Genomic DNA, 16708 nt, shown 5'->3' on the forward strand with positions numbered 1-16708 from the left:
GGCTACTCCTGTCCGAGCGGTCGGAGTTCGTACTTCGGATTGAAGAGCACCCGGCGTCCGTGGCTCAGGGAGACCCGGCCCGAGGCGATCAGTTTGCGGCCCGGTTCTATCCCGGCGATGGAGCGGCGGCCGAGCCACACCACGTCGAGCGCCGCGGAGCCGTCGAACAGCTCCGCCTCCAGCGCCGGCACACCGGCGCGGGGCCGCAGCGTGACATGCCGCAGGGTGCCGGTGACCTTCACAATCTGCCGGTCGTCGCAGTCGCAGATACGGGTGCATCCCGCGTCCTGTGCGTCCTGTTGCAGCTCGGCGGACTGCAACTCCTCCTCGGAGGAGGACAGCCTGTCGAGCAGCCGGCGGAAGCGACCGGCCGGCTTCTCGGATCGGGTCCCAGCACTCATGGCCCCAGCGTACCGGTGGCCGGGGACCGCGATCACGGCCCGCACACGGAGTTCGTACGCGGCGCACAAAGGCGTGTTCGGCCCCGGGGCACTACTGCTCGAAGCGGTAACCCATCCCCGGCTCCGTGATGAAGTGCTCCGGATGTGAGGGATCGCTCTCCAGCTTGCGGCGGAGCTGGGCCATGTACACCCGCAGATAGTTGGTCTCGGTGCCGTACGAGGGCCCCCAGACCTCCTGGAGCAGCTGTTTCTGGCTGACCAGCCGGCCCGCGTTGCGGACCAGGACCTCCAGCAGATGCCACTCGGTCGGGGTCAGCCGGATGTCCCGGCCGCCGCGGTTGACCTTCTTCGCGGCGAGATCCACGGAGAAACCTTCCGTCTCCACGATCACCTCGTCGTCGGCCGGCCCGGTCGGCTCGGCCCGCCGCACCGCCGCCCGCAGCCGGGCCAGCAGCTCGTCCATGCCGAACGGCTTGGTGACGTAGTCGTCCGCGCCGGCGTCCAGTGCCTCCACCTTCTCGTCGGAGGTCTGGCGGGCGGAGAGCACCAGGATCGGCACCCGTGTCCAGCCCCGCAGCCCCTTGATCACCTCGACGCCGTCCATATCGGGCAGCCCGAGGTCGAGGACGATGACATCGGGGTGGCGGGCGGCGGCGAGCTTGAGAGCGGTGGCCCCGTCGGGGGCGGCGTCGACCTCGTACTTGCGCGCCTTCAGGTTGATCACGAGGGCGCGAACGATCTGCGGCTCGTCATCGACCACAAGCACCCGGTTCACTGGCGTACTCCTCGTGGTGTCGTCTCCCGGCGGGGCGGACCCGGCGGGCTGGGGATGAGGGGGGTCGGTGCGGTCCGGCTCATGTGGTGGCCTGGGCCGGAAGATCGGGTCTGGCCGGCGGGCGGCCCGGCGCGGCCCGGAGGGTCAGGACCATGGTCATCCCGCCTCCGGGGGTGTCCTCGGCGGCGAGCGTGCCGCCCATCGCCTCCGCGAAACCGCGCGCCACGGCCAGCCCCAGGCCCACCCCGGCACCGCGCGGCGCGTCACCGTAGCGCTGGAACGGCTCGAAGATCCGGTCCTTGGCGCTGTCCGGCACCCCCGGGCCGCGGTCGGCGATCCGCAGCTCCACCCGAGCACCGAGCGCACTGGCCGAGACCAGCACCGCGGTCCCGTCCGGGCTGTACTTCACGGCGTTCTCCACAAGATTGGCGACCGAGCGTTCCAGCAGCCCCGGATCGACGGCGACGATCGGCAGCTCCTCGGGGATGTCGAGGGTGACGCTGCCCTCCGGGACGCCGCCGAGCGCCATCGGCACCACCTCGTCGAGGTCGATCTCACGGATCAGCGGGGTGACCGTGCCGGTCTGCAGCCGGGACATGTCCAGGAGGTTGCCGACGAGATGGTCCAGCCGGTCGGCGCCCGCCTCGATGCCGGCCAGCAGCTCCGCCTCGTCCTCCTGGGACCAGGCGACATCGTCGGAGCGCAGAGAGGTGACGGAGGCCTTGATGCTCGCCAGCGGGGTCCGCAGATCATGGCTGACGGCCGCCAGCAGCGCCGTCCTGATGCGGTTGCCCTCGGCCAGCTCCCGGGCCCGCTCCGCCTCGCCCACCAGCCGCTGCCTGTCCAGGACGACGGCGGCCTGGGCGGCGAACGCGGCCAGTACACGGCGGTCCTCGGCGGGCAGCACCCGGCCGCTCAGCGCCAGCGCCATGTGGTCACCCACGGGCATGTCGACATCGGCGTCCTCGGGGCGCAGCAGCGGCTTGCCGTGGTCACTGCCGGCCCGGCCCGCACAGGTCCACGGCTCGACATCGCCGGCCCGCTCCAGCAGCGCCACCGTCTCCATCCCGAAGGTCTCGCGTACCCGCTCCAGCAGGGCGTCCAGGGTCGTCTCACCGCGCAGCACACTGCCCGCCAGGAAGGACAGGATCTCCGACTCGGCGCGCAGCCTGGCGGCCTGGTGGGTGCGGCGGGCGGCGAGATCCACCACGGAGGCGACCGAGACGGCCACCGCGAAGAAGATCACGATGGCGACGAGGTTCTTGGGGTCGCTGACCGTGAGGGTGCGGGTGGGCGGGGTGAAGTAGAAGTTCAGCAGCAGCGAGCCGACCGCGGCCGACGCCAGCGCCGGCAGCTGCCCGCCGAGCAGCGCGGCCACGACCGTCAGGAAGAGGAAGAGCAGCACGTCATTGGCGAGTCCGGGGCCGTTCTCGATGCTGGTCAGCAGCAGCGAGAGCAGCACCGGGCCGACGACGGCGACGAGCCAGCCGGCGATGATCCGGGTCCGCCCCAGCCGCGCACCGCGCGCCACCGGCAGCCCCCGGCCCTTGGCGACCTCGTCGTGGGTGACGATGTGCACATCGAGATCGGGCCCGGACTCGCGCGCGACCGTCGCGCCCACCCCCGGCCCGAAGATGTACTGCCACGCCTTGCGACGACTGGAGCCCAGCACGATCTGGGTGGCGTTGACGCCTCGCGCGAACTCCAGCAGCGCACTCGGTATGTCGTCGCCGATGACATGGTGAAACGTCCCTCCAAGGTCCTCCACCAGAGTGCGCTGGACGGCGAGCTCCTTGGGCGAGGCCGAGGTCAGCCCGTCGCTGCGCGCTATATAGACGGCGAGCACCTCGCTGCCCGAGCCCTTGGCCGCCATCCGGGCCGCGCGACGGATCAGCGTGCGCCCCTCCGGCCCGCCGGTCAGTCCGACGACGATGCGCTCACGCGCCTGCCAGGTGGAGCGGATCGAATGCTCCGCGCGGTACTCCTGCAGATACTCGTCCACCCGGTCGGCGACCCACAGCAGCGCCAGCTCGCGCAGCGCCGTGAGGTTGCCCGGCCGGAAGTAGTTGGACAGCGCGGCATCCACCTTGTCGGGCTGGTAGATGTTGCCGTGCGCCATCCGGCGGCGGATCGCCTGGGGCGACATATCGACAAGCTCGATCTGATCGGCCCGACGGACGATCTCATCCGGCACGGTCTCCCGCTGCCGGACACCCGTTATGGACTCGACGACGTCCCCGAGTGACTCCAGGTGCTGGATGTTGACGGTCGAGATCACATCGATCCCCGCTTCCAGCAGCTCCTCGATGTCCTGCCAGCGCTTGCCGTTGCGCGAACCCGGGACGTTGGTGTGCGCCAGCTCGTCCACCAGCGCCACGGCCGGCCGGCGTTCCAGCACCGCGTCCACGTCCATTTCGGTGAAAGCCGTGCCGCGATACGCCAGCTCCCGCCGCTGGATCTGCTCCAGCCCGTGCAGCATGACCTCCGTACGGGGCCTGCCGTGGTGCTCGACGAACGCGACGACGGCATCCGTCCCGCGCTCCACCCGCCGGTGCGCCTCGGACAGCATCGCGTACGTCTTGCCGACGCCCGGCGCCGCGCCGAGATAGATCCGTAGCTTGCCGCGTGCCATGGCCCCATTGTCTTACGTGAAGGCCGCCCCCACCGGGCTGAACCTCCTGCGACCCTACCGACCGAACAAGGGGACAAAGGGTGCAGTTGGCTAGTTGGGGGTTGGTCTTGACGGGACTCTGATACGGGGGTGGGGGCGGCTGCGGGGGCGCGTGGTCGGCTGCGTTGGTGGGGCGGGTGGGTAGTGGTGACGACGGGTCGGTTGGGTGGCGGTGCTCGGGGGGATGTGATCGGGGGGACGGGGTGGCGCCGCGGGGCGACTGCGGCCGTTGCGGGGGTGCGTGCGTTTCGGGGGCGACGTCCGTTGCGGGGGCGGCTTAGTCGGCCGCGGGACGGGTCGGCCGGGAGGCGTGATCGGGGGAACGGGGTGGCGCGGCGGGACGGCTGCGGCCACTGCGGCCACTGCGGCCACTGCGGCGGAGCATCGGGGTTGCCGTGCTCGGCCGTACGGGCGGGTCGGCGGCGGCTGGGGGAACGGGGTCGCGTCGGGTGGCGCCGGGGGTGGGTCGCCGGCCGGGGCGGACCCCACCGCCCCAAGACGCCTTCCCTGACGCTTCGCTGACACCAAACCGCCAGCGGGAAGGTGTGCGTCAGGGCCCGTAAAATACCGTCGCCCAAGCCACCCGCCGACTGCGACGATTCCCCCATGACCGAGGCACATCTGACGACGCCCCGCATGGCCGATGTACGCATCGCCCACACCGCCGAGCTGGCCCCCGCCACCCTCAAGGCGGCCCGCACCCTCCTCTACGACGTCTTCGACGACATGACCGCGGAGGACTGGGAACACTCACTCGGCGGGCTGCACGCCCTGATCCACGAGGACGGCGAACTGATCGCGCATGCGAGCATCGTCCAGCGACGCCTGCTGCACGGCGGCCGGGCACTGCGCTGCGGATATGTGGAGGGCGTCGGCGTACGCGCGGACCGGCGCGGCCGCGGCCATGGCGCGGCCCTGATGGACGCCCTGGAGCGGGTGGTGCACAGCGGCTACGACCTCGGCGCGCTCGGCGCCTCCGACGAGGCCGCGACGTTCTATGCGGCCCGTGGCTGGCAGCTGTGGCGTGGCCGCTCCTGGGCACTCACCCCGGACGGCATCCAGCGCACCGCCGACGAGGACGGCTGCATCTACGTCCTGCCCGTCGCGGCCACCCCGCTCGACCTCGACACCGACCTCACCTGCGACTGGCGCGACGGCGACGTGTGGTGAGGCGGGGCGGGGAGAACTGGGGCGGGGACAGGCGGGACGGGGAGGTGGAGCGGGAGGGGGGAGGCGGGGCGGAGCGAGGTGGGGTCCCGGGGGCGGGGCCCTCCCTCCCCTCCCACCCCCACCCCTCACCCCACCCCCGCCGCTCCCGCCTCCGTGATCAGCCCATCACTCAGCTCCAGGACACGGTCGGCCAGGCCCAGCAGGTTCGCGTCGTGCGTGGCCACCAGTGCCGTGACGCCCTCGCTGCGGACCACGGCGCGCAGTGCGTCCATCACCTCCATGCCGGTCTCGGCGTCCAGTTGGCCGGTCGGCTCGTCGGCTATCAGCAGCGCGGGGCGGTTGGCGAGTGCACGGGCGATGGCCACACGCTGCTGCTGACCGCCGGAGAGCTCGCCGGGCCGCTGCTCGGTGTGGTCGGCCAGGCCCACCAAGGACAGCAGGAGCGCGACGCGGTCCTCACGCTCGTGTGGTGGGACCTTGCGCAGCCGCAGCGGCACCCCGACATTCTCCGCGGCGCTGAGTATCGGTATGAGCCCGAACGACTGGAAGACGAAACCTATGCGGTCGCGGCGCATCTCCAGCAGCCCGCTCTCGCCGAGGTCGGCCAGTGGTGTGCCGTCCACGACGATCCGCCCGGAGTCTGCGGTGTCCAGGCCGCCGATGAGGTTGAGGAGAGTCGTCTTGCCCGACCCGGAGCGGCCGCGCAGGGCGACCAGTTCGCCTCTCGGGACACTGCAGGACACCCCGCGCAGGGCGTGTACGGCACCGGCGCCGGTGCCGTAGCTGCGGTGCAGATCCTCGACGACGACCATCGCCCCGGCCGCCGGCGGATCGGCGACGGCCACTTTGGCCCTCGTCCCCTCCCCTGGCGCCTCGTGCGCCTTCTTCCGACCCCAGCCCCTGCGCCGGCTCTCACCCGACGCGCTTCCCCCGCCATTCATCACGACTCCCCCAGTCCCCTCTCGTGCCACTCCCCCGAACCGCCACGGCCCCGGCCGCGCAGAGGCCCGTCGCCTCGGTCGCCTCAACTCCCCTTGCCCGCCTACACCTTGGTCCCTGTCGCGGGGCCTCGGATTGCCTGCCGGTTGCTGTCAGTATGCGTATCGCGCGCTTCGGCAAGCAACGCCTGTGGATAACTCTCGGACCGACTCCGCACCGCGCCCCGAACCGACTCGGCCGCACGCCTCCGACAGGCTCGGATCACGAAAGGGGCGGTGCCGGGGACATCTCCCCGGCACCGCCCCTTCCCGACCGCAGCCGCAACACGACCACTCGGGAGACGGCAACCACCGCACCACACCGACCAGTTCAGCCACGCCCGCACTCAGGCCCCGCACTCAGGCCCCACGCTCAAGCACCCCCACTCACCCGCGCCCCGCCTTCTCCACCCTCTCCTTCAGCGCAATATTCAGCTCCAGCACATTCACCCGCGGCTCCCCCATGAACCCGAGGATGCGCCCGTCGGTGTGCTTCTCGACCAGCTTTTCCACCGTGCCGACGGGGAGATGGTTCCGCCGGGCGACCGTGGCGGCCTGTAGTTGGGCGTAGGCCGGGGAGATGTGCGGGTCGAGGCCGGAGCCGGAGGAGGTGACGGCGTCCGCCGGGACCTTGGACGCGGGGACTCCGTATGTGGTGGAGACCCAGTGCCTGCGCTCCTTGACCGCCTTGATGAGGTCGGTGTTGGTGGCGCCCAGGTTGGAGGCACCGGAGACCTGGAGGTCGTACTGCGTGTTGACGCCGTTGGTCTTGTTGCTGCCCAGTCCCGCCGAGGGGCGCGGCTGGAAGTACCGCAGGTCGGGAAGGGGATTGCCGTCCTTGTCCTGGCCCTTGTCGTAGCGCTGGCCGATCAGCGAGGAGCCGACGACCTTGCCGTGGGAGCTCACCTCGGACCCGTTGGCCTTGCCGGGGAACGCCGCCTGCGCCACCCCGGTGACCACCAGCGGGTAGACGACGCCGCAGACGACGGTCAGTACGAGCAGGGCGCGCAGGCCCGCCCCGATCAACCGGGCGGTGTTGCGTACGGAGTTGTTCACGGCGGTCACCCGATTCCGGGGAGGAGAGAGAGGAGCAGGTCGATGAGTTTGATGCCGATGAAGGGGGCGATCAGACCACCGATTCCGTAGACCGCCAGGTTGCGTCGCAGCATTTTGTCGGCGCTGACGGGGCGGTACTGCACGCCCTTGAGGGCGAGCGGTACCAGCGCAACGATGATCAGTGCGTTGAAGATGATCGCCGAGAGGATCGCGGAGTTGGGGCTGGACAGCCGCATGATGTTGAGGGTGTCCAGGCCGGGATAGGCCACCGCGAACATCGCCGGGATGATCGCGAAGTACTTCGCGACGTCGTTGGCGATCGAGAAGGTCGTCAGTGCGCCCCGGGTGATCAGCAGTTGCTTGCCGATCTCGACGATCTCGATGAGCTTGGTCGGGTTGGAGTCCAGGTCCACCATGTTCCCGGCCTCCTTGGCGGCCGAGGTGCCGGTGTTCATGGCCACCCCGACATCCGCCTGGGCCAGCGCGGGGGCGTCATTGGTGCCGTCGCCGGTCATCGCAACCAGCTTGCCGCCGGCCTGTTCGCGCTTGATGAGCGCCATCTTGTCCTCGGGTGTGGCCTCCGCGAGGAAGTCGTCCACGCCCGCTTCGTCGGCGATGGCCTTGGCCGTCAGCGGGTTGTCGCCCGTGATCATGACGGTCTTGATGCCCATCTTGCGCAGCTCGACGAAGCGTTCGCGCATCCCGTCCTTGACGACGTCCTTGAGGTGGATGACTCCCAGGACGCGGGGGCCGCACTCGTCCTCCAGGGCGACCAGCAACGGGGTGCCGCCGGCCTGTGAGATCGCGTCGGTGAGCTGCTGGGCGTCCTCGGCGACCGTGCCGCCGCGTTCCTTGACCCAGGCGATGACCGAACCGGACGCGCCCTTGCGGACCTTGCGCCCGTCGACGTCCACACCCGACATCCGGGTCTGGGCGGTGAACGGCACCCACTCGGCGTCCGTCAGCTCACCCTGGTGGCGCTCACGCAGACCGTACTTCTCCTTGGCGAGGACGACGATGGAGCGGCCCTCGGGGGTCTCGTCGGCCAGTGAGGACAGCTGGGCCGCGTCCGCGACCTCGGCCTCGGTGGTGCCGCGTACGGGGACGAACTCGGCGGCCTGGCGGTTGCCGAGGGTGATGGTGCCGGTCTTGTCGAGCAGCAATGTCGATACATCGCCTGCGGCTTCGACGGCGCGCCCTGACATGGCCAGCACGTTGCGCTGCACCAGCCGGTCCATGCCGGCGATGCCGATGGCCGAGAGCAGTGCGCCGATCGTCGTCGGGATCAGACAGACCAGCAGGGCGAGCAGCACGATCATGGGCTGTTCGGCGCCCGCGTAGATCGCGAACGGCTGGAGGGTGACCACCGCCAGCAGGAAGACGATGGTGAGCGATGCGAGCAGGATGTTCAGCGCGATCTCGTTGGGCGTCTTCTGCCGTGCGGCGCCCTCGACGAGGTTGATCATCCGGTCGATGAAGGTCTCACCGGGCATCGTCGTGATCTTGATGACGATGCGGTCGGAGAGCACCTTCGTGCCACCGGTCACCGCGGAGCGGTCACCGCCGGACTCGCGGATGACCGGAGCGGACTCACCGGTGATTGCCGACTCGTCCACCGAGGCGACGCCTTCGACGACATCGCCGTCACCGGGGATGATGTCACCGGCCTCGCACACGACCAGGTCGCCGATGCGCAGCTCGGTGCCGGGCACCTGCTCCTCGGCTGCCCCGTTGAGCCGGCGCGCGACGGTGTCGGTCTTGGCCTTGCGCAGGGTGTCGGCCTGCGCCTTGCCGCGGCCCTCGGCGACCGCCTCCGCCAGGTTGGCGAAGATGACGGTCAGCCACAGCCAGACGGCGATCGCCCAGCCGAACCCGTCCGACGGGGAGGTGCAGGCGAAGACCGTGGTCAGCACGGAGCCGACCTCGACCACGAACATCACGGGGGACTTGACCGTCACCCGCGGGTCGAGTTTGCGTATCGCGTCCGGGAAGGACTTGACCAGCTGCTTGGGGTCGAAGAGGCCGCCGCCCACCCGGCCGTCGCCGGGCTTGTGCCCGCTGGGGACGTCCTGGTGCGGAGCGCGCGTCGGTGTGGCGGTGGACATGGAGCCGGGCTCCTCCGGTTTCACGGGGGCGGTCATGACAGACCCTCCGCCAGGGGCCCGAGGGCCAGCGCCGGGAAGTAGGTCAGACCGGTGATGATCAGGATCGTGCCGACGAGCAGCCCGGCGAAGAGCGGCTTTTCGGTACGGAGGGTGCCCGCGGTCTCCGGCACCGGCTGCTGTTCGGCGAGCGAGCCGGCCAGGGCGAGCACGAACACCATCGGCAGGAAGCGGCCGAGCAGCATCGCCAGACCGATCGTGGTGTTGTACCAGGGGGTGTTGGCGTTGAGGCCGCCGAACGAGGAGCCGTTGTTGTTAGCGCCGGAGGTGAAGGCGTACAGCACCTCGGAGAAGCCGTGCGAACCGGCGCCCAGCGCCTTGGTGTTGAGCATCGAGCCCAGCGCGTCCGGCAGCACCATCGAAGCGGCGGTGAAGCCGAGCACCAGTGTCGGGGTGATGAGGATGTAGCAGGCGGCCAGCTTGATCTGGCGGGTGCCGATCTTCTTGCCGAGGTACTCGGGCGTGCGGCCCACCATCAGGCCGGCGATGAACACCGCGATGATCGCCATGACGAGCATGCCGTAAAGGCCGGAGCCGACGCCGCCGGGTGCGATCTCGCCCAGCATCATGCCGAGCAGCTGGATGCCGCCGCCGAAGGCCGTGAACGAGGAGTGGAAGGAGTCGACCGCGCCGGTGGAGGTGAGCGTGGTGGCCACCGAGAAGATCGCGGAGGAGCCGACGCCGAGGCGGGTCTCCTTGCCTTCCATAGCGGCGCCCGCTGCCTGCAGGGCCGGCCCGCCGTGGGCGAACTCGGTCCACATCATCAGCGCCGTGAAGCCGAGCCAGATGACGCCCATCGTGGCGAGGACGGCGTAGCCCTGCTTCACGTTCCCGACGAGCTTGCCGAAGGTGCGGGTCATGGCGAACGGGATGACGAGGATCAGGAAGATCTCGAAGAGGTTGGTGAAGGCGTTGGGGTTCTCGAAGGGGTGGGCGGAGTTGGCGTTGAAGTAGCCGCCCCCGTTGGTGCCCAGTTCCTTGATGACCTCCTGGGAGGCGACCGCGCCGCCGTTGGTCTGCTGGGAGCCGCCCATGAACTGGCCGACCTCGTGGATGCCGGAGAAGTTCTGGAGGGCACCACAGGCGACCAGGACGACCGCGCCGATCACGGCGATCGGGACGAGCACCCGTACGGTGCCGCGGACCAGGTCGGCCCAGAAGTTGCCGAGGTCCCCGGTACGGGTCCGCGCGAAGCCGCGTACCAGGGCGATGGCGACGGCCATGCCGGTGGCGGCGGAGACGAAGTTCTGCACCGCGAGGCCGGCGGTCTGTACGACGTGGCCCATGGCCTGCTCGCCGCTGTAGGACTGCCAGTTGGTGTTGGCGACGAAGGAGGCCGCGGTGTTGAACGCCTGGTCGGGACTGATCGACGCGAAGCCGAGGGACAGCGGCATCCCGCCCTGCAGCCGCTGGAGCAGGTACAGGAAGAGCACCCCGACCGCGGAGAACGCCAGAACGCTGCGCAGGTAGGCCGGCCAGCGCATCTGGACGTCCGCGTTGGCGCCGATACAGCGGTAGATGACCTTCTCGACGCGAAGGTGCTTGGGGGAGCTGTAGACGGCGGCCATGAAGTCGCCGAGCGGACGGTACGCCAGGGCCAGCGCCGCGACGAGCGCGGTCAGCTGGAGCACACCTGCGAGAACGGGGCTCATCTGGCCCGCCGCGGAAGCAGCAGTCGACACCTCAGAACCTCTCCGGGAAGACGAGGGCGAGGACCAGATAGCCGAGCAGGGCGACGGCCACGATCAGGCCGACGATGTTTTCGACGGTCACAGCTTCGCCACCCCCTTGGCGACGAGAGCCACCAGCGCGAAGACCGCGATCGTGACGACGACGAAGGCCACGTCGGCCATCGTGTGCTCCTAGAGGGATGGGGCGGACAGGACCCCTAGAGCAAAGCGCCCTTCCCGCCCCGTGTGACCACCGTTGACGCCTCCCTTACGGCCATTAGCGCTCCGTTGACGACTTTCTTACGCATGCCCACCTGACCTGCACAAACGGAAGGGCCCGCACCCCCCATCGGGGAGTACGGGCCCTGATGACCGTCACGATCCGGCCGTTACCGGGCGCCGTCGCGCCGCCCGGCCGCCGGGTGCTGTCAGCGGATCTCGGTGATCTCCGGTCCACGCTCCAGACGCTCCACACCGCCGCCGAAACGCGACTGCTCGACCTGGTCCTGCTGCACACCGTCCGGCACCATCTGGGCGTCGTCCGGCAGCTTCAGGACGATCGGGTCGCGGGGCGCCATCGGGGCATCGCCGCGGATGATCACGGTGTCCCGGAAGATGTGCTCCAGCACGCCCGCGGCCTGCGGCTGCACCGCGCCCTGGCCGGAGATCACACCACGCAGGAACCAGCGGGGGCCGTCGACGCCGATGAAGCGCACGACCTGCACCCCGTTCGCGCCGTCCGGCAGCTGTACGGGTACCTGGGCACGCAGCTCCCAGCCCAGCGGGCCCTCGACCTCGTCGATGACCCCGCCCTGCTGGGTGATGCCGGCGGCGATCTCCTCGCGGACCTCGCCCCAGATCCCCTCGTTCTTGGGGGCGGCGAATGCCTGCAGCTGTACGGCGCTGTCCTGCAGCACCACGGTCGCGGCGACGATGGCGTCACCGGCGACCTCCACCCGGAGCTCCATGCCCTCGACACCGGGCACGAACAGCCCGCCGAGGTCCACCCGGCCCTCGCCGGGCTCGGAGACCTCCGACGCGTCCCAGGGTCCGTCGGGACGCGGCGCGGGCGGAAGGCTGAGCCGCTGCTGCGCCGCCTCGTCCTCGTCGGCGTCGCTCACCGCTTGCTCGTCGGCGAGCGTGGTGTCCTTGGCCGACTCTTCAGGAGCCTCGTTCTTCTTGCGACGTCCGAACACGTCACTGTCCTTCCCGGTCGGCACCGACCGATGCGTATTCATTCCCGCCCGTGGAGCCGCCCACCGCCGCATGACCGCCGGTGGAACCGAATCCCCCCTCGGCCCGCGCCGAGCCGGGAAGTTCCGCCACCTCGTGGAAGCGCACCTTCTCGACCTGCTGGACGACCAGTTGGGCGATCCGGTCGAATCGTTCGAACCGCACGCTCTCGCGCGGGTCCAGATTGACCACGATCACCTTGATCTCTCCACGGTACCCGGCATCCACCGTCCCGGGGGCATTCACCAGCGCCAATCCGCAGCGCGCGGCCAGCCCCGAGCGGGGGTGCACAAAGGCCGCGTAGCCGTCGGGCAGCGCGATCGACACCCCGGTGGGCAGCACGGCGCGCTCCCCCGGCGCCAGCTCGGCGGCCTCGGTGGTCACCAGATCCACGCCCGCGTCGCCGGGATGCCCGTACGACGGGACGGGCACGTCCGGGTCCAGCCGGCGCAGCAGCACATCCACCGGATTCCGTACCTGACTCACGGGTTCACCTCGAAGGCACGCGCTCGTTTGACCTGGTCCGGGTCGGCCATCACCGCCTGGATCTCCTCGGTCCTTCCGTTGTCGATGAAGTGGTCGACCTTGACCTCGATGAACACCGCTTCGGCGCGCACCGCGACCGGGCCGTCCGGGCCGCCTATGCGGCCCACGGCCGTCGAATAGATCTTTCGGCCGTGCACGGCGGTGGCCCGCGCGGTCAGGTGCAGCACCGTGCCCAGCGGCACCGGCCGTACGAAGTCGGTCTCCAGCCGGCCGGTCACCGCGATCACCCGCAGCAGCCAGTTCAGCGAGCCGAGCGTCTCGTCCAGCGCGGTGGCCAGTACGCCGCCGTGTGCCAGACCGGGCGCACCCTGGTGGGCCTCCTTGACGGTGAACTCGGCGGTCACGCTCACACCGTCGCCGGCCCGCGCCTCCAGGTGCAGACCGTGGGGCTGGCCGGTGCCGCAGCCGAAGCAGCGGTCGTAGTGCGCGCCGAGGAGTTCTCCGGGTGCCGGCGCCTCGGCATGCCGGACCGGAGCGACGGCGTCCGTCGGTGGCGTCAGCCGCGCCCTGGGTTCGTCAGTTCCACTCACGAGTGCAGACCCTACCCGCGCGCGTAACGGGCCCGCGCCGTCGTGCCAAGCTGGAGCCATGCAGTCGTACGAAGAACGTCTCACCGCGCCCCGCTCCTGGTGGCTGATCGCCGCGCTGACCGGTGTCGCCTGCGCGCTGATGCTGCTGCCCCTGGGGACGCTCCCGATGCTCGGCGGCCTGATCGGCGGCGCGGCGCTGGCCGCGGTGGGGGTGAGCACGTACGGCTCGGCGCGGATCCGGGTGGTGGGCGGTGCGCTGATCGCCGGCGACGCGAAGATCCCGGCGACGGCGCTGGGCGAGGCACGCGCACTGGACGCGGACGAGGCGCTGGCGTGGCGTACGCACAAGGCCGATGCCCGTGCGTTCATGCTGCTGCGCGGCTATATCCGTACCGCGGTGCGGGTGGAGATCACGGACCCGCAGGACCCGACGCCGTACGCCTATCTCTCGACGCGGGAGCCGGAGCGGCTGGTGGCGGCGCTGGCGGCGGCACGCGCCTGACCGGCGTCCGACGGGGCCGCCTCAGTCACCCGGCGGAGGCGTTCCGGTCCCCTCGGTGTCCGTGCGGGCGGCCGGGGCGGAGTCGGGGAGGGCGTCCCAGGGGACCTGCTTCGCGCGCAGGTCCTTGCGGACCTTGTCCGCGAGCTTCCGGGTGTCCCTGCGGTTCATGAACGCGCCGACGGAGGCGCCGATCATGAACGGGATGAGGTTGGGCAGATTGCGCAGCGTGCGCTTCATGATCTGCTGGCGCAGTTCGCGCCGCATCTGCACACCGAGGGCGATGTTCAGCGAGGCCGGTTTCGCGATGTCGATGCCCCGCTCCTCGGACCAGGACATCACATAGGCCATCGCCCGCTGCCGGAAATTGCCCGCCGGCCGCAGGCCGTAGACCTCGTGCAGCTCGGCGATCAGCTTGATCTCGACCGAGGCGACGCCGGTGACCTCGGCGGCCAGCTCGGCCGGCATGGCGGGCGGTACGGGCAGCATCGCTGCCGCGCCGACGCCCGCTCCGACGGTGGCGGTGCCCTTGCAGGCGCCCGCGACGAGCTTGTCGGCCAGGTCCTCGGGGGTCAGGCCGGGGAACTGGCCGCGCAGGGTGGCGAGGTCGCGGACCGGGATCCGCGGGGCGGTCTCGATGATCCGGTCGGCGATCACGGCGAGCCCTGCCCGCACCCTGCCGCCGGCACCGCGACCGAGCACGGCCGCCAGCGAGGCCGTGCGGCCCCTCCCCCGCTCTCGGCTTTCGAGCGGGAGGTGCCCCCACTGCACTGCACCGGGCGTCCGCTCCGCGGGGAGGGCGGTCGGGTCGGCGGGCACGGGCGCGGTTTCCTCGCGTGATCGTGCGCCGGCCGCCGGGCCTTCGGCGCCCTTGGGTCCCTTACGGAACGGGTTCACGCCTGTCACGGCGCAGACCGATCTCAGGCCGCGCAGTCGCGGCAGATCGGGTTGCCGTTCTTGTCCTCCGCGGCCAGCTGGCTGCGGTGGTGGACCAGGAAGCAGCTCATGCACGTGAACTCGTCCTGCTGCTTGGGCAGCACGCGCACGGCCAGCTCTTCGTTGGACAGGTCCGCGCCGGGCAGCTCCAGGCCCTCGGCCTGCTCGAACTCGTCGACGTCGACGGCCGAGGCGGACTTGTCGTTCCGCCGCGACTTCAGCTCTTCAATGCTGTCCTCGTTGAGGTCGTCGTCGGTCTTGCGTGGGGTGTCGTAATCCGTAGCCATTTTCGCTCTCCCCCTCTGGGTGTCTGCGGTGTCTCAGCGCTCACAACGCGTGAGAGGCCGGACTTGTGCCCGACCTGAGGCGGAGATTTTGCCTCACATCAAGGTCTGTTACTCAATCGACACCCAACCGCACCCCTGAAGAGGTGATCGGTTTGGATGGCGATCAGGACCGTACACGGTCCGAATGTCGCACCTCGCGCAGCCCATCACCTGTACTTCCCGTGATCTGACCCCTCGGAAACCCGGACTTCCCCGGCATTCCGACGGGACTTTTGATCACGGAGCGTAGATGGCCGGAATTTCGCGGCTGTGAGGGATCACACACGCAAAGACCGGCAGGTGGAACGGTTCAATTCCGCGCAAAGCGAACGACGCGAAGGATCCATGGCGACCCCCCTTCGCGTCAAACCGGGGGGCGAGGCGGCGTACGGCCGCGAGACGGGCGATCGTGCGCACAGATGTCCGATGCCTGCCCGCGGGGGCGCACAGGGGCTCCAGCGGGCGTACAAAGGCGCTCTGGCCTGCGTCAGAGCGGCAGGACGACCCGCATCACCAGACCACCGCCCTCCCGCGGCTGAGCCGTGATGCTCCCGTCATGTGCCCGCACCACCGACCGCACGATCGACAACCCCAGCCCCACACCCTTGTCACTCCCGGTCCGCTCCGTCCGCAACCGCCGGAACGGCTCAAAAAGATTCTCCACCTCATACGCCGGCACCACCGGCCCCGTATTGGCCACCACCAACACCGCACACCCCGGCTGCGGCTCCGTGACCACCTCCACCCAACCCCCCTCCGCCACGTTGTACCGCACCGCGTTCTGCACCAAATTCAACGCGATCCGCTCCAACAACACACCGTTCCCCTGCACAAACACCTGCGCCCGCGCCCCACCCAGCGCCACCCCCTTGGCCTGCGCCTCCTCCCGCGTCTGATCCACCGCCTGCGACGCCACCTCCGCCAGATCCACCGGCTTCTTGTCCACCACCCGGTTCTCACTGCGCGCCAACAGCAACAACCCCTCCACCAACTGCTCACTGCGCTCATTCGTCGCCAGCAACGTCTTCCCCAACTGCACCAACTCCGGCGACGCCCCCGGATCCGCCAGCTGCACCTCCAACAACGTCCGATTGATCGCCAACGGCGTCCGCAACTCATGCGACGCATTCGCCACAAACCGCCGCTGCGACTCAAACGCCCGATCCAACCGATCCAGCATCTGATCAAACGTGTCCGCCAGCTCCTTCAACTCATCATCCGGACCCCCCAGCTCAATCCGACGATGCAAATCCGAACCCGCCACCCGCTGCGCCGTCCGCGTAATCCGCCCCAACGGCGACAACACCCGCCCCGCCATCGCATAACCGAACGCGAACGCCACCACCGTCAAACCCAGCAGGGCCAGCAGGGAGCGGTTCAGGAGGCTGTTGAGAGCCACTGCCCGCTGGTGCTGCAGACAGCTGTTGACGGCCTCCTGGAGCAGCTGCCCGGACGTCTGGGTGGGCAGGTCACAGATGTCGCTGGTGGACTCGAACTTGCCGCCGAGGATCTTCAGCGGCAGCGCGCTGCCGTCGTGCAGCGCGTCCGCGGCCAGCATGTAGATGATCGTCAGCAGCACGATGCCGGCCATCAGGAACATGCCGCCGTACAGCAGCGTCAGCCGTATCCGGATCGTGGGGCGCAGCCAGGGGAAGGGCCGGACATTGACCGGCCGGGGGTCCCAGGTGGGCTTGGGCGGGGCGGCGGGCGGCGGGCCGGCCGTCTTCGAGAACGAGGGCAGGGAGGGCATCGGCGG

16 protein-coding genes are annotated in these 16708 nt (G+C 70.0%); 2 read left to right on the forward strand and 14 right to left on the reverse strand.

What is annotated here, in order from left to right:
* Nucleotides 1-2: 2 nt before the first annotated feature.
* The 3 genes from STRTU_RS08490 to STRTU_RS08500 all read right to left on the reverse strand — a co-directional run bounded on the left by STRTU_RS08490 (nucleotide 3) and on the right by STRTU_RS08500 (nucleotide 3808).
* Nucleotides 3-401 (reverse strand): OB-fold nucleic acid binding domain-containing protein, encoded by a 399-nt coding sequence (locus STRTU_RS08490; RefSeq protein WP_042159737.1) that lies wholly within the window; start codon nucleotides 399-401, stop codon nucleotides 3-5.
* A 91-nt stretch (nucleotides 402-492) separates the two neighbouring features.
* Nucleotides 493-1176 (reverse strand): response regulator, encoded by a 684-nt coding sequence (locus STRTU_RS08495; RefSeq protein WP_159742983.1) that lies wholly within the window; start codon nucleotides 1174-1176, stop codon nucleotides 493-495.
* Nucleotides 1177-1255: 79 nt separating this feature from the next.
* Complete coding sequence (locus tag STRTU_RS08500; RefSeq protein WP_159742984.1) at nucleotides 1256-3808, reverse strand: sensor histidine kinase; 2553 nt, start codon at nucleotides 3806-3808, stop codon at nucleotides 1256-1258.
* Nucleotides 3809-4453: 645 nt separating this feature from the next.
* On the opposite strand from STRTU_RS08500, the gene STRTU_RS08505 reads away from it, so the two are divergent.
* Entirely contained in the window at nucleotides 4454-5017 is a 564-nt protein-coding gene (locus STRTU_RS08505; protein WP_218039300.1) for a GNAT family N-acetyltransferase, read from the forward strand.
* Nucleotides 5018-5142: 125 nt separating this feature from the next.
* On the opposite strand, the gene STRTU_RS08510 is transcribed toward STRTU_RS08505, so the two are convergent.
* From STRTU_RS08510 to STRTU_RS08545, 8 genes are all read right to left on the reverse strand, one after another.
* Nucleotides 5143-5829, reverse strand: coding sequence for an ABC transporter ATP-binding protein (locus STRTU_RS08510; protein ID WP_246241349.1), 687 nt, complete (start codon nucleotides 5827-5829; stop codon nucleotides 5143-5145).
* A gap of 552 nt (nucleotides 5830-6381) precedes the next feature.
* Nucleotides 6382-7050, reverse strand: a complete 669-nt coding sequence (kdpC, locus tag STRTU_RS08515; protein ID WP_159742986.1) for a potassium-transporting ATPase subunit KdpC — start codon at nucleotides 7048-7050, stop codon at nucleotides 6382-6384.
* Between the two features lie 5 nt (nucleotides 7051-7055).
* Nucleotides 7056-9155: a potassium-transporting ATPase subunit KdpB gene (gene kdpB / locus STRTU_RS08520; protein WP_159746786.1), complete on the reverse strand. Its 2100-nt coding sequence runs from the start codon at nucleotides 9153-9155 to the stop codon at nucleotides 7056-7058.
* 32 nt (nucleotides 9156-9187) lie between these two features.
* Nucleotides 9188-10864 (reverse strand): potassium-transporting ATPase subunit KdpA, encoded by a 1677-nt coding sequence (kdpA, locus tag STRTU_RS08525; protein WP_159746787.1) that lies wholly within the window; start codon nucleotides 10862-10864, stop codon nucleotides 9188-9190.
* Nucleotides 10865-10895: 31 nt separating this feature from the next.
* On the reverse strand, nucleotides 10896-10985 hold the full coding sequence (gene kdpF, locus STRTU_RS08530; RefSeq protein WP_046925563.1) for a K(+)-transporting ATPase subunit F: 90 nt from the start codon (nucleotides 10983-10985) through the stop codon (nucleotides 10896-10898).
* Between the two features lie 325 nt (nucleotides 10986-11310).
* The gene (locus STRTU_RS08535) at nucleotides 11311-12078 is read right to left on the reverse strand and encodes a DUF3710 domain-containing protein (RefSeq protein WP_159742987.1); all 768 of its coding nucleotides are present in this window, start codon (nucleotides 12076-12078) and stop codon (nucleotides 11311-11313) included.
* A gap of 1 nt (nucleotide 12079) precedes the next feature.
* A complete protein-coding gene (gene dut, locus STRTU_RS08540; RefSeq protein ID WP_128506666.1) occupies nucleotides 12080-12601 on the reverse strand; it encodes a dUTP diphosphatase in 522 nt (173 codons plus the stop codon).
* Nucleotides 12598-13191 (reverse strand): PaaI family thioesterase, encoded by a 594-nt coding sequence (locus STRTU_RS08545; protein WP_159742988.1) that lies wholly within the window; start codon nucleotides 13189-13191, stop codon nucleotides 12598-12600. The genes dut and STRTU_RS08545 overlap by 4 nt, the downstream gene beginning before the upstream one ends.
* Before the next feature lie 58 nt (nucleotides 13192-13249).
* Here STRTU_RS08545 and STRTU_RS08550 point away from each other — a divergent pair, with 58 nt between their 5' ends.
* Nucleotides 13250-13693 (forward strand): DUF3093 domain-containing protein, encoded by a 444-nt coding sequence (locus STRTU_RS08550; RefSeq protein ID WP_159742989.1) that lies wholly within the window; start codon nucleotides 13250-13252, stop codon nucleotides 13691-13693.
* Nucleotides 13694-13714: 21 nt separating this feature from the next.
* On the opposite strand, the gene STRTU_RS08555 is transcribed toward STRTU_RS08550, so the two are convergent.
* The 3 genes from STRTU_RS08555 to STRTU_RS08565 all read right to left on the reverse strand — a co-directional run bounded on the left by STRTU_RS08555 (nucleotide 13715) and on the right by STRTU_RS08565 (nucleotide 16702).
* The gene (locus STRTU_RS08555; RefSeq protein ID WP_159742990.1) at nucleotides 13715-14509 is read right to left on the reverse strand and encodes a hypothetical protein; all 795 of its coding nucleotides are present in this window, start codon (nucleotides 14507-14509) and stop codon (nucleotides 13715-13717) included.
* Nucleotides 14510-14610: 101 nt separating this feature from the next.
* The gene (locus tag STRTU_RS08560; RefSeq protein WP_016575747.1) at nucleotides 14611-14913 is read right to left on the reverse strand and encodes a DUF4193 domain-containing protein; all 303 of its coding nucleotides are present in this window, start codon (nucleotides 14911-14913) and stop codon (nucleotides 14611-14613) included.
* A gap of 526 nt (nucleotides 14914-15439) precedes the next feature.
* On the reverse strand, nucleotides 15440-16702 hold the full coding sequence (locus STRTU_RS08565) for a sensor histidine kinase (RefSeq protein WP_159742991.1): 1263 nt from the start codon (nucleotides 16700-16702) through the stop codon (nucleotides 15440-15442).
* Nucleotides 16703-16708: the final 6 nt, after the last annotated feature.

Origin of the sequence: Streptomyces tubercidicus, from assembly GCF_027497495.1 — a bacterium.
GTDB classification, from domain to species: domain Bacteria; phylum Actinomycetota; class Actinomycetes; order Streptomycetales; family Streptomycetaceae; genus Streptomyces; species Streptomyces tubercidicus.